The organism is Streptomyces sp. ICN903 (genome assembly GCF_022015835.1).
Lineage (GTDB): Bacteria > Actinomycetota > Actinomycetes > Streptomycetales > Streptomycetaceae > Streptomyces > Streptomyces fenghuangensis.
Genome location: NZ_JAKMAY010000171.1, coordinates 1 through 12,735 on the forward strand (window position 1 = coordinate 1; position 12,735 = coordinate 12,735).

Consider the following 12,735-nt stretch of genomic DNA (forward strand, 5'->3'; position numbering starts at 1 on the left):
CGGCGGGCGGGTGTCGCGCCGGACGTGCGGGGCGGGCTCAGGCCCAGAGCTGTCCCTGGAGGGCCTCGACCGCGGCCTCGGTGGTGGGCGCGGTGTAGATGCCGGTGGACAGGTACTTCCAGCCGCCGTCGGCGACGACGAAGACGATGTCGGCGCTCTGTCCCGCGCGTACGGCCTTGCGGCCGACCCCGATGGCGGCGTGGAGGGCGGCGCCGGTGGAGACTCCGGCGAAGATGCCTTCCTGCGCGAGGAGTTCGCGGGTGCGGGTGACGGCGTCCTCGGAGCCGACCGAGTAGCGGGTGGTGAGGACGGTCTCGTCGTACAGCTCGGGGACGAAGCCCTCGTCGAGGTTGCGCAGGCCGTAGACGAGGTCGTCGTAGCGCGGTTCGGCGGCGACGATCTGGATGCCGGGGACCTTCTCGCGCAGATAGCGGCCGGCGCCCATCAGGGTGCCGGTGGTGCCCAGCCCCGCGACGAAGTGGGTGATCGAGGGCAGGTCGGCGTAGATCTCGGGGCCGGTGCCGGCGTAGTGGGCGCCGGCGTTGTCGGGGTTGCCGTACTGGTAGAGCATGACCCAGTCGGGGTGCTCGGCGGCGATCTCCTTGGCGACGCGCACCGCGGTGTTGGAGCCGCCGGCGGCCGGGGAGGAGATGATCTCGGCGCCCCACATGGCCAGCAGCTGGCGGCGCTCGGCGCTGGTGTTCTCGGGCATGACGCAGACCATGCGGTAGCCCTTGAGTTTGGCCGCCATGGCCAGTGAGATGCCGGTGTTGCCGGAGGTGGGCTCCAGGATGGTGCGGCCGGGGGTGAGCCGGCCGTCCTTCTCGGCCTGCTCGATCATGTAGAGGGCCGGGCGGTCCTTGATCGAGCCGGTGGGGTTGCGGTCCTCCAGCTTGGCCCAGATGCGGACGTCCTCGGACGGCGAGAGCCGCGGCAGGCGCACCAGAGGGGTGTTGCCCACCGCGGCGATCGGCGAGTCGTAGCGCATCAGCGCATGCCCCCGGCCACGGCGGGGAGGATCGTCACGTTGTCACCGTCGCTCAGCTTGGTGGAGATCCCGTCCAGGAAGCGGACGTCCTCGTCGTTGAGGTAGACGTTGACGAAGCGGCGCAGCTCGCCGCCCTCGACCAGCCGCTCCCGGATGCCGCTGTGGCGGGTCTCCAGGTCCTCGATGAGCTCGGCGAGGGTGCCGCCGTCGCCCTCGACGGCCTTCTGCCCGTCGGTGTAGGTGCGGAGGATGGTCGGGATGCGGACCTCGATGGCCATGGGTGTACTCCTGTGGGAGAGGCGGGAAGCGTGCGGGCCTTGGCTCGTGCGCGTGGGCGAGGTGCGGCCGGGCGGGCCGCGCGGGGGGTGGCCGTCCGGGTCAGGCGCGGTCGGCTGCGCGGCGCCGGGGGGACCCCAGGGCGCTGGCGAGGCGGCACAGGTCGACGTGCAGGCGCGCCACGAGCAGCGCGCCCGGGGACTTACCCGGGTGGGTATCGCTCACGTCGTGGTTAACCATGGGCTCATCGTAACGATTCCCGCCTTCGGAACCGGATACCTGTTCCATGATGCGGACCCTGCCGTCTCACCTGTCGTCAGGGGCCGGGGTCAGTCCTCGTAGGCGGGGACGATCCTGACCTCCTCCTCGGTGATCTCGCCGTCGACGATGCGGAAGGAGCGGAAGGAGAAGGGCCCCTCGTCGTTGCCGCACTCCGCGGTGGAGACCAGCACGTAGTGGGCGCCGGGCTCGCCCGCGTAGGCGACGTCGGTGCGCGAGGGGTACGCCTCGGTGGCGGTGTGGGAGTGGTAGACGACCACCGGCTCCTCGTCGCGGTCGTCCATCTCGCGGTAGAGCTTCAGCAGGTCCGCGGAGTCGAACTCGTAGAACGTGGGCGAGCGGGCGGCGTTCAGCATGGGGACGAAGCGCTCGGGGCGCCCGCTGCCGGCCGGGCCCGCGATGATGCCGCACGCCTCGTCGGGGTGGTCCTGGCGGGCGTGGGCCACGATCTTGTCGTGCAGCTCCTGGGTGATGGTCAGCATGGGCGACAGCATAGGCAGGGCGCGCGGGCGGGGCCCCGCCCGTACCGGTGTGCGGTACGGGCGGGGCCCCGCGGTGTTCTGCCGTCCCCGGAGGGGCGGGTGTCACTTGGCGAGCGTGGTGGCCTCACCGGGGCCGGCGGCCTCGGAGGCCTCGATCTGCTCGTCGCTCTCACCGGCGTCGCGCCGGCGGATGTAGTCCACGACGCGGTTGAGCTCACGCCTGACGACGGGTGCCAGCAGGTAGAGGCCGATGATGTTGAACACCGCGGCGAGGAAGAGGAAGGAGTCGGCCAGGGAGACCAGGGAGGACAGCGACATCAGCGCACCGGTGATGACGATGAGGCTGAAGAGCACCTTGTAGACGTTCTCGCTGGTCCTGCTGCGGCCGAAGAGGTAGGTCCACGCCTTCAGGCCGTAGTAGCTCCAGGTGATGATCGTGGAGAAGGCGAAGAGCAGGACCGCGACGGCCAGGACGTAGGGGAACCAGGAGATCGCGCTCTCGAAGGCGTCCGAGGTCAGCGAGACGCCGGAGGCGATCGGCTCGCCGTTGGCGCTGGCCTCGCGGGCCTCCTCCCAGCTCGGGGTGCGGGCGATGGCGATGGTCAGCGCGGTCATGGTGCAGATGACGACGGTGTCGATGAACGGCTCGATCATCGCGACCAGGCCCTCGGTGGCGGGGCGCTTGGTCTTCACCGCGGAGTGGGCGATGGGGGCCGAGCCGATGCCCGCCTCGTTGGAGAAGGCGGCGCGCTGGAAGCCGACGATCAGGGCGCCGATGAGGCCGCCGGCCACGCCGTCGGGAGCGAAGGCGCCCACGATGATGTCGGAGACGGCCTCGGGCACGGCGGTGAGGTTGGACAGGATGACGAAGAGGCAGGCGACGACGTAGATGATCGCCATCGCGGGGACCAGCCGGCTGGTGACGGCGCCGATGGAGCGAATGCCGCCGATGAGGACCAGGGCGACCAGGGCGGCGATCAGGATGCCGAAGAAGAGGGCGCCGCCGGAGCTGCTGAAGAGGCTGTCCTCGCCGCCGGTGACGGACTGGAGCTGCTCCAGGCTCTGGTTGACCTGGAAGAGGTTGCCGCCGAAGAAGGTGAAGAACAGCAGGGCGACGGCGGAGCCGATGGCGAGCACCTTGCCCAGGCCGCCCAGGCCGCGCTCGGCCATGCCCTTGCGCAGATAGTGCATCGGGCCGCCGGAGACGGTGCCGTCGGCGTGGACCTCGCGGTACTTCACTCCGAGGGTGCACTCGACGAACTTGGTCGCCATGCCCAGCAGACCGCAGACGATCATCCAGAAGGTGGCGCCGGGGCCGCCGATGGTGACCGCGATGGCCACACCGGCGATGTTGCCGAGGCCGACGGTGCCGGAGACGGCGGAGGTGAGGGCCTGGAAGTGGTTCACCTCACCGGGGGCGTCCTTCTGGTCGTACTTGCCGCGGACCAGTTTGAGGGCCTTGGGCAGGTGGCGGACCTGGGCGAAGCCGAAGTATCCGGTGAACACCAGACCCGCGACCACCAGCCAGCCGACGATCCAGGGGAACTCGGTGTCCCCGACCGGGATGGTGTAGAAGACGATGTCGCTGATTGTCGAGGCGACCGGGTCGACGAATCCGCTGATGGATTCGTCGAGCCTTGTCGTCCAGGTTTCGTTTGCCATGGATTCCCTCTGGCTGTAGCGGCTGCGAGGACGTGTGGGGGCGGGTGCAACGGTGGTTGCCGGTGGTACGGCGAACGGACCAACCTCGGCGTCCGGTCTTGAGCGCGGCTTCCTCCGAAGTTCTCCGGGTTGTAGGACCCGGATAAAAATCGGTTGGGAGTTCCTATCACGCTGCGCTACCGCACCGGTGTGACCTGGATCACATGCTCATATTACGGTCGGATCACACAAGGGAATTCGGGGATGAAACGGGCAGCCTCTCCGCTCGGAGAGTCACCGCATCCGATTAACGGAGAGTTTTGATCACCCTGTGCGACACAGTGGGCTCGCAGCGACTTTTTAATGTATGGCACAAATAAATGCCGGAAATCATCGGCTCGCCGGAAGTCGTCGCTCCGGTCGCCCGCCACCGGGTCCCGCCGTGCCCGCGCCCTGCGGGCTCGCGGCGCGGCCCGTACCGGCCCGTCAGGGCGCCAGGGTCTCCACCAGCGACTCCTGGAGCGCCCCCAGCCACAGGTACGCCATCACCATCGGTTTGCGCGGGTCGCCGTCCGGCAGCGCGTACAGCTCGTCGCCGTCCTCGTCGTCCGTGATCTCCAGACGCGCGCCGATGGCCAGCCGCAGGTCGTTGAGCGCGCCGAGCCACCGGCGCGACTGCTCGGGGGTGAGGGTGAGCACCGCTCCCCCCTCGCCGGCCGGGGCGAGGGAGTCCAGGGTGCGCACCACGGCGAGACCGTCCTCGCGCTTGCGGGCGCGCAGGTCGTTCTCGGTGTAGCGCCGGAACTCCGCGGCGGCCTCGCGCGTCCTGTCGTCCCTCTCGGCCCCGGGGCCGCCGTAGGCGTCGGGGAAGAGCCTGGCCAGCGCCGGGTCGGAGGGCGGCTCGGTGGGGCCGTCGGCCATCAGCGCGGCGAGCGGGTCCTGCTCGCCGTCTGCCTCGTCCGCGCCCGGGCCGGGTCCGATGAGCTCCAGGAGCTGGACGGCGAGGCTGCGCAGGATGGAGATCTCCACCTCGTCGAGCGCGACGGCGGCGCCTCCGGGCACGCCGGCCGCGGGCTGGAAGAGCCCGGCCATCAGCGGTCCTGCTGGAGGGTCGCCCACAGGCCGTAGCCGTGCATGGCCTGTACGTCGCGTTCCATCTCCTCGCGGGTGCCGCTGGAGACGACCGCGCGGCCCTTGTGGTGGACGTCCATCATCAGCTTCCTGGCCTTCTCCTTCGGGTACCCGAAGTAGGTCTGGAACACGTAGGTCACGTAACTCATCAGGTTCACCGGGTCGTTGTGGACGACCGTCACCCACGGGACGTCCGGCTCGGACACCGCCTCGGGAGCCTCGTCGGAGGCGGGGCGGGTGATCTCGGTGGGGGCGACCGACAGCCACGCCACATGGGCGCCGCGCGGGCCGGGTACGCGGTCCGCGGCGGGCGGCCGCACGGCCGCGGCGGCAGACGGTGTCGTCCGGTGTGTGTCGTCGCTCACGGTTCCCATGCTGCCACTGCGACCGGGCGGCGGTGCAAACGGGGGTTCCCGCGGACCGCGGAACGTCCTCCCGGAACCGAATATCGTCAAAGTGACGAGATTGGGGGTAGCATCCGTTCCATGAACACCGCAGACCTGGGCCTGCCGGTCGCCGTGCCGTCCACCGCCCTCTTCACCGACCACTACGAACTCACCATGGTCCAGGCGGCGTTGCGCGGCGGGACCGCCGACCGGCGCTCCGTCTTCGAGGTCTTCACCCGCCGCCTGCCCGAGGGCCGCCGCTACGGCGTGGTGGCGGGCACCGGAAGGGTCCTGGACGCGGTGGCGAACTTCCGCTTCGAGCCGGAGATCCTGGAGTTCCTGCGCGAGCGGGACGTGGTGGACGAGCCCACCCTGGACTGGCTGGCCGGCTACCGCTTCCGCGGCGACATCAGCGGCTACCCGGAGGGCGAGGTCTACTTCCCCGGCTCGCCGGTCATGCGGGTGGAGGGCACCTTCGCCGAATGCGTGCTGCTGGAGACGGTGATCCTGTCGATCCTCAACCACGACTCGGCCGTCGCCGCCGCCGCGTCCCGGATGGCCGTGGCGGCCCGGGGGCGCCCGCTGATCGAGATGGGCGCGCGCCGCACCCACGAGCTGTCGGCCGTGGCCGCTGCCCGGGCGGCGTACGTCGGCGGCTTCTCCACCACCTCCGACCTGGCCGCCGGCTTCCGCTACGGCATCCCCACCGCCGGCACCAGCGCCCACGCCTTCACCCTGCTGCACGACACCGAGCGGGACGCCTTCACCGCCCAGGTGGAGTCCATGGGCAGCGGCACCACGCTCCTGGTGGACACCTACGACGTGGCCGAGGCCGTCCGCACCGCCGTGGAGGTGGCGGGCCCCGGCCTGGGCGCGGTGCGCATCGACTCCGGCGACCTGCTGCTGCTCGCCCACCGGGTGCGGCAGCAGCTCGACGAGCTGGGGGCGCGGGACACGAGAATCGTCGTGACCAGCGATCTGGACGAGTACGCCATCGCCTCGCTGGCCGCCGCCCCGGTGGACGCCTACGGGGTGGGTACCCAGCTGGTCACCGGCAGCGGACACCCCACGGCCTCGATGGTCTACAAGCTGGTGGCCCGCGCCGACTCCGGTGACCCCGGCGCGCCGCTGCGCCCGGTGGCGAAGAAGTCCATGGGCGGGAAGCTGTCGGTCGGGGGCGTGAAGTGGGCCGCCCGGCGCCCGGACGCGGACGGCGTGGCCGAGGCCGAGGTCGTCGGCACCGGCGAGGTGCCCGCACACCTGGCGGACCACCTGCTGACGGTGGACCTGGTCCGCGGCGGCGAGATCGTGGCGCGCGAGCGGCTGGATGCGGCCCGCGAGCGGCACCTGCGGGCCCTCGACGGGCTGCCGCTGTCGGCGACGCAGCTCTCGCGCGGCGAGCCGGTCCTGCCCACCGAGTACGCCGGGGGGTGAGGCGCGGCGCCCACGCACTCCCGCGGCGGACGCCGAGTGTCTAAGGTCGGACACGTCCCCGCCCCCGTCCCCCGCGGACCGCGCCGGCCGCGGTCCGCGACCCGTCACGGCAGCGGCCGGTCCCAGCCGGCCGCGGCCACTCCAGCCGAAAGGTGTGCACCATGCACCGGGCCCTGATCGTCGTAGACGTCCAGAACGACTTCTGTGAGGGCGGCAGCCTCGCGGTGGCGGGGGGTGCCGACGTGGCCGCGGCCATCACCGACCTCGTCGGGCAGAGCACCGCCGGATACCGCCACGTGGTGGCCACCCGCGACCACCACGTCTCCCCCGGCGACCACTTCTCCGACCACCCCGACTTCCGCCACTCCTGGCCCGCGCACTGCGTGGCCGGGACCGAGGGCGTGGGCTTCCACCCGAACTTCGCCCCGGCCGTCGCCTCCGGCTCGATCGACGCGGTCTTCGACAAGGGCGCGTACGCCGCCGCCTACAGCGGTTTCGAGGGGAAGGACGAGAACGGCACCCCGCTCGCCGACTGGCTGCGCTCCCGTGAGGTGACGGAGGTGGACGTGGTGGGCATCGCCACCGACCACTGCGTGCGCGCGACCGCGCTGGACGCGGCCCGCGAGGGCTTCCGCACCCGGGTGCTGCTCGGCATGACGGCCGGGGTGGCGGCGCCGACCACCGAACTGGCGCTGGAGGAGATGCGCGGGGCGGGTGTGGAGCTGTCGGGCGAGCCCGTGGTCCGCGCCTCCTGAGTCCGGCGCCCCGGCGGGAGCCGGGGGTGCTTCCGGCCGGGGGCGGCTCCCGTCCCGGGGGGTGCCGGGCGCCCCGGTCGGCGACGGCCCTTACGCGGGTCGCTCAGCCCGCCGCGGCGCGGCGCAGGGCGCCTATGGGCCGCCAGAAGCCGCCCTCCGCGTGCGCCCCCTCGCCCGCCGGCGCGTCGACGGCGCCGTGCTGCGGGGCCGGGCGCCAGACCAGGCCGTCGGGGTGGTGCAGTACCGCGCTGATCTCGTCGGGGGTGGGCGGTTCGGCGTTGCCGCGCAGGTAGACCGCGCGCAGGCCGAGGTTTCTCAGCCGGGTCAGGGCGCGGGCGCGGTTGGCCGCGTGGACCAGGAAGCGGGCACGCTGCCCGGCGTGCCCCGGCCGGGGCACGGAGAGCGCCACGACCACGCTGCCGTCCGGCAGCCTTGTCCAGCCACCGCCTGCCATCTTCACCACTCCCCCGTTATACATCACGTCAACAACGGCGACCCGCCCTCGGGCGGTACGCGCATTCTCAGCACGATCGGCCGCCGCCCGCTAGGGGGCGGCGGCCGACTGTTCACTGCCTTACCGCGATGACCTGCGCGAACGCGGCTTCATCGAGGCGTCACGCGGGTGTCACCTGGTGGAGGGTCCGACCCGGACGGTCATCGTCTTGCCGTTGAGCGGCTGGTGGACGATCGAGATGCGGGTGTTGGTGTCGGGCACCTTCACACTCGCGGTCGGGTTGGACTCGTCCCAGTACGTACCCTTGCGGTCGTCGAAGTACGGCTTGCCCAGCTTCCAGCGGACCTTGGCGGCCTCGCCGTTCTTGTGCAGGGTCATGCCGCGCGTCGGGTACCAGCTGAAGGTGGAGTCGTACGACTGGATGCGGTTGCGCATCAGCGTCCCGTCGGCCCACTTCTCGGCCTTGGGGTGTGCGTCGATCGGGAGGACCAGACCCTCACCCGGGTGGGCGCTGGTGTTGTTGTCCAGCTGCGAGGTGTCCCACAGCCAGATCAGCAGGCCCTTCTGGTACGCGTAGCGCTCGACCCAGTCCGGGCGGCTGTCCAGCCAGCCGAAGTTGTACGGGCCGGTCTTCAGCGTCTTGTCGTACGAGACGTACTGACGGTTCTCGGCGATGTAGAACTGCGGGTAGGAGTTGGTGAACGAGCCCCCGATGCGGGAGAAGCCGCTCGCCGTCCACCCGTTGTCGTCGCCCTCGGCGCCGTCGGTGACGATCGCCTGGCCGTCGGCGGTGATGGTGATCTCGTCGGCGGTGAAGCCCTTCTCCGCCACACCGCCGTCGGTGCGGTAGTGGAAGCGGAGGTCGATCTTCTTGCCGGCGTAGGCGTCCAGCGGGAAGGAGAGGTCCTCCCAGCCGCCGGAGAAGCCGTCGAGGGCGGGGGCGCCGGAGGCGTCCTTGCCGAGCGGCTCGCCGTTGCGGGTGCCGTCCAGGGCGGTCCAGGTGGCGCCGCCGTCGGTGGAGACCTGGGTGTAGAGGTAGTCGTAACCGGCCTCGATCTCCCACCAGCCCTTGAGGTCGAGCGACGCGGAGGAGGCCCCGGTCAGGTCGACGGTACGGGTCAGGGAGTTGCGCAAGTCGTCACCGCTGCCGCTCCACCACTGCTTCTCGCCCGCCGCGGGCTCGACGACCTCGGTCGTGACCTCCTTCTCGGGGAGCTCCACGATCAGCGCCTGCGGGTTCTTGCCCTGGTGGGCGGAGACGCCCAGCTTGTGGGTGGACCTGGTGGCGGCCTTGGCCGTCTCGTAGTCCAGCCAGCCCAGGGACAGCTTGTCCCAGGCGGTCATCTCGCCGGCCCAGTCGCCGATGGCGTCCGTGCCGTTGTTCAGCCAGGAACCGGACGACATCAGGGTCCAGAAGGCGGTGGAGTTCTCGCCGCCCGCGGTGTCGTACAGGTCCGGCAGGCCGAGGTCGTGGCCGTACTCGTGGGCGAAGACGCCCAGGCCGCCGTTCTCGGGCTGCACGGTGTAGTCGCCGACCCAGATGCCGGTGTCGCCGATCTCGGTGCCGCCGGCCTTGTTGAACTCGGGGCCGGTCTTGCCGTAGTCGGTGCCGTAGGCGTACCAGCGGTGGGCCCAGATGGCGTCCTCGCCCTGCGCGCCGCCGCCGGCCGACTCGTCCTCGCCGGCGTGGACGAACTGGAAGTGGTCCAGGTAGCCGTCGGGCTCGTTGAAGTTGCCGTCACCGTCGAAGTCGTAGCGGTCCCACTGGTCGTACTCGGCCAGCTGGGCCTTGATCTCCTCGGTGGTGCTGCCGGCGGCCTTCTGGTCGGCGACCCACTGGTTCACACCGTCGCGGACGGCGTCCCAGACGGTGTTGCAGGTGCTCTGACCACAGGCGTTGTTGCCGTAGCGGGCCTCGTTGTACTCGACCTTGACCCAGTCGGAGACCATGCCGTCGACGGAGTACTTACCGGAGGACTGGGTCTCGTAGTACGTCTTGAGCGAGCCCTCGCCCTCCCCGAAGTAGATCTCCTCGAAGTGCTCCTGGCTGAAGTCCTCCTTCCACAGGGTGGTGTTGTCCTGCTCGCGGTCGGGCTCGGCGATCTGGTTGTGCAGCGGACCGGGGGTCCCGCCGAACCTGGGGTCGATCTTGTCACCGAACTCCAGCAGGATGGTGAAGATCTTGTCGGTCTTGGTCTGTTCCATCTCGACGTACTTGTCGTCGCCGAGCTTCATGACCTTGGAGCCGTTCTTGGTCACGGGCTTCTGGCCGGAGGCGAGCCGCTCGAGGGCCGCGAGGCGCTGGGAGCGCTGCTTCTTGGTGAGCGGGCCGGGCAGGTCGTGGTCGACGTGCTTGCCGTCCTTGCCCTTGCCGTGCTTGTGCCCGTCCTTGGCGTGGTCGCCGTGCTCCGCGGCGGCCGGGTCACGGCCGTCGGGTGCGGTGCCCTCGTGGGCGTAGGCGGTGCCGGCGGTCAGAAAGGTCGCCCCTATGACGGCGACCGTCGTGGCCAGGGCGGCGGATCTGATCGTCCTCCGTTGGCTCTTCACTAGGTATTGCCCTCCCCATGCATGGCCATGGCACGTGTGTGCACACGTGTGGAGGCATTCGACATGAGCGGCGGCCGAAAAAACAGCCCTTGATTTGAACACGCCACGCAAGTACGTTGTCCGGCTAGTCAGTTGCGGAGTCCGGAGACCGGACGGTAGCGGCCGATGACGGTACGGCCACGGCGTGACTCCGTGCGCCCCCCGTGCATCGGCGTGTCGGTGGCGGTGGGTCGGTTCGCGCTTACCCGCGGCTGTGTACGGGCATCCGGCATCGTAGAGTCGTTCGACGGACCACGTTCGCCGTCCGGCGGCCTCGCCCCCGGTCAACCACCGATCCCGGAGGACGGATTCCGTCATGCCGCGTCCGAATCCCGCACAGCTCGCCTACGGTTCGGCCACCGTCATCCTCTCGGCTCTCGCCATGCTGCTGGTGTCGCAGGCGCGTTCGGGAGCCGGGATCGCGGTCATCGCGAGTGCGGCGCTCGCGCTCGGGCTGCTCGTCGCGGTCAGGGTGCCCGGCCGCCGCCCCTCAGGGGCCCCGCGCCCGGTGACCGGCGCGGTGCCCGCGCAGCGCGGCGCGGAGCCCGCCGACGGCGGCCGGCGCCTGGCGGAGACCTCCTCGCGCCGCTGATCCGGCAGGGGCGCGGGCCGCCGGGCCCCGCGCACCGGCCGTACGGCCGTCCTCCCCGCCGGGTGTTCCGCCCGCACCGCCCTCTCCGGGGCGGTGCGGCCTCCGTGTCCGGCACGGCCTCCGTATCCGGCACGGCCTTCGCGTTCTCATGCTCCGAGTCGACCGCGCCGGGGCGTACCGCGCATCAGGGGCGGGCCGTTCGGGGGACCTCGGGCGCTTCGGCCCCGGGCGTCATCCGAGCGGGCCGGACTCCTCGGTGCCGCGCGCCACGAAGGTGCGCGCCGCCTTGTCGTGCCAGCACTGCCGCCACGGCCGGTCGAACAGGCACCACAGGACGTTCACCACGCCGACGCCCAGCGGCGCCAGCAGCCCGTACACCAGCCAGCGGCGCAGCGCTGCGCCGAAGGAGGGGGTGTCCTGCTCCTCGATGTCGAGCACCCGGACGCCGAACAGCTTCTTGCCGAGCGTGCGGCCCCACCGGGCGGTGGGCAGCACCTCGTAGAGGAGGCCGAACACCAGCAGGGCACCGAGCACGATCGCCAGGTAGACGCCGGTGGTGCCGTCGACCAGCCAGATCTGCCTTGTCTCGCCGGCCTGTTCGGCCGCCTCCACCTGCTCGCGGAAGTGGTCGGCGCTGGGGCCGGCGAACGGGAAGGCCACCGCCGCGGCCACCGCCGCGGTGAGGACGCCGTCCACCGCGCGGGCGCCCAGTCGGCGTCCGAGCCCGGCGGGGCGGGCCTGCCGCTGGGCGGCCCGCAGGAAGGGGTCGTCGACCGGAGGGCGCCAGGGCACGACCTGCTCCGGGCCGCCGGGTCGCCCGGCCGGCGACTGCTGCTGCGGCACGGCGGGTGCGGAAGCGTGCGGTGCGGGGGCCGGTCCGGCGGACGCGGGGGCGCGCTGGGCCAGTTCGTGCACCTGTCGCGTCCAGGAGGGCTGCCCGGAGGCGGGGCCGGCGGGCGTGACGGGAGCGGCGGGGCCCGCCGGACCGGCGGGCACGGGCGCGGGTGACGCCTGCGCGGGCGCGGCGGACGCACCCGGCGCCGGTGGGGGCGCGGCTCCCGCCCCGGGCGCCTGCGTACGCCGCAGCCCCACGGTGTCCCCGGGCCTGACGGGCCGTCCGCCCGCCGCCGGGGCGGTGCCCTCGGGGCGTACGGGCCGCATCCGCACGGTGCCGTCGTCGCGCGGCTGCGCGTTCCCGCCGTCCACCGGCCCGGCACCGTCGGCGCGGCCGGGGCCGCCTCGCGGGCCCGGGGCCGGACCCGGTCCCAGCGCCTGCGGGGCACGGCCCGCGCCCAGCGCCGGTGCGGCCGGGGCCGCACCCTCGCCCGGACCGCCCGGACCGCCCGGACCGCCCGTTCCCCAGGAGACGCGGCCGTCCCGCTCCCCGTCGAAGCCCGTCTGCCGGGCGGCGTCGGCCTGCCAGGCGGACGCGGGCTCGGGTCCGCCGTGCGGCCGGGAGGGGTCCCTCCAGGCGGCCGCCCGCTCCCCCGGGCGGATCTCCACCTCGCCGCGCCCGCGCAGCTGCGGCAGGGAGTCGCCCGGAGCGGGCGCGGGGACGCCGGCCCGGCCCCCGGCGTCCGTGCCCTCCTCCTCGTCCAGGAAGACCGGGCCCGTCTCCTCCTGCGGGGACTCGGCCGGCGCCGGGGAGCCGGCCGCGGGGACGGCGGGCGAGGCCGGGGCCTGCGCCGTCACCCCCGGGGGCGCGGCGGGCATCGGTTCACCCTCCCGGGG

13 protein-coding genes are annotated in these 12,735 nt (G+C 72.2%); 3 read left to right on the forward strand and 10 right to left on the reverse strand.

Annotated features, from left to right (window positions below; translation table 11 throughout):
- Nucleotides 1-37 precede the first annotated feature (37 nt).
- The 7 genes from L7D48_RS17855 to clpS form a co-directional block, all read right to left on the reverse strand.
- The gene (locus tag L7D48_RS17855) at nt 38-988 is read right to left on the reverse strand and encodes a PLP-dependent cysteine synthase family protein (protein ID WP_237880450.1); all 951 of its coding nucleotides are present in this window, start codon (nt 986-988) and stop codon (nt 38-40) included.
- Nucleotides 988-1,266, reverse strand: coding sequence for a MoaD/ThiS family protein (locus L7D48_RS17860; RefSeq protein ID WP_093654152.1), 279 nt, complete (start codon nt 1,264-1,266; stop codon nt 988-990). Before L7D48_RS17860 ends, L7D48_RS17855 begins: the two co-directional genes overlap by 1 nt.
- Before the next feature lie 100 nt (nt 1,267-1,366).
- A complete protein-coding gene (locus L7D48_RS17865; protein ID WP_341829718.1) occupies nt 1,367-1,504 on the reverse strand; it encodes a putative leader peptide in 138 nt (45 codons plus the stop codon).
- A gap of 89 nt (nt 1,505-1,593) precedes the next feature.
- Nucleotides 1,594-2,025 carry a Mov34/MPN/PAD-1 family protein gene (locus L7D48_RS17870; protein ID WP_237880452.1) on the reverse strand — a complete coding sequence of 144 codons (432 nt, stop codon included), beginning with the start codon at nt 2,023-2,025 and terminating at the stop codon, nt 1,594-1,596.
- A gap of 102 nt (nt 2,026-2,127) precedes the next feature.
- Nucleotides 2,128-3,687 carry a sodium:alanine symporter family protein gene (locus tag L7D48_RS17875; RefSeq protein WP_237880453.1) on the reverse strand — a complete coding sequence of 520 codons (1,560 nt, stop codon included), beginning with the start codon at nt 3,685-3,687 and terminating at the stop codon, nt 2,128-2,130.
- Between the two features lie 465 nt (nt 3,688-4,152).
- Nucleotides 4,153-4,758 (reverse strand): DUF2017 domain-containing protein, encoded by a 606-nt coding sequence (locus tag L7D48_RS17880; RefSeq protein ID WP_237880454.1) that lies wholly within the window; start codon nt 4,756-4,758, stop codon nt 4,153-4,155.
- A complete protein-coding gene (gene clpS / locus L7D48_RS17885; RefSeq protein WP_237880459.1) occupies nt 4,758-5,060 on the reverse strand; it encodes an ATP-dependent Clp protease adapter ClpS in 303 nt (100 codons plus the stop codon). Before clpS ends, L7D48_RS17880 begins: the two co-directional genes overlap by 1 nt.
- Nucleotides 5,061-5,282: 222 nt before the next feature.
- Here clpS and L7D48_RS17890 point away from each other — a divergent pair, with 222 nt between their 5' ends.
- Complete coding sequence (locus tag L7D48_RS17890; protein ID WP_237880455.1) at nt 5,283-6,617, forward strand: nicotinate phosphoribosyltransferase; 1,335 nt, start codon at nt 5,283-5,285, stop codon at nt 6,615-6,617.
- 161 nt (nt 6,618-6,778) lie between these two features.
- Nucleotides 6,779-7,372, forward strand: a complete 594-nt coding sequence (locus L7D48_RS17895) for an isochorismatase family protein (protein WP_237880456.1) — start codon at nt 6,779-6,781, stop codon at nt 7,370-7,372.
- Between the two features lie 103 nt (nt 7,373-7,475).
- Here the strand turns inward: L7D48_RS17895 and L7D48_RS17900 are convergent, their stop codons facing one another.
- Together L7D48_RS17900 and L7D48_RS17905 are read right to left on the reverse strand one after the other, a co-directional pair.
- On the reverse strand, nt 7,476-7,826 hold the full coding sequence (locus L7D48_RS17900) for a hypothetical protein (RefSeq protein WP_237880460.1): 351 nt from the start codon (nt 7,824-7,826) through the stop codon (nt 7,476-7,478).
- Between the two features lie 171 nt (nt 7,827-7,997).
- Nucleotides 7,998-10,373, reverse strand: a complete 2,376-nt coding sequence (locus tag L7D48_RS17905; RefSeq protein WP_237880457.1) for an immune inhibitor A domain-containing protein — start codon at nt 10,371-10,373, stop codon at nt 7,998-8,000.
- 355 nt (nt 10,374-10,728) lie between these two features.
- Here L7D48_RS17905 and L7D48_RS17910 point away from each other — a divergent pair, with 355 nt between their 5' ends.
- Nucleotides 10,729-11,004: a hypothetical protein gene (locus tag L7D48_RS17910; protein WP_237880458.1), complete on the forward strand. Its 276-nt coding sequence runs from the start codon at nt 10,729-10,731 to the stop codon at nt 11,002-11,004.
- Between the two features lie 231 nt (nt 11,005-11,235).
- On the opposite strand, the gene L7D48_RS17915 is transcribed toward L7D48_RS17910, so the two are convergent.
- The coding region (locus tag L7D48_RS17915) for an RDD family protein (protein ID WP_308312310.1) at nt 11,236-12,735 on the reverse strand (1,500 nt) is incomplete at its 5' end.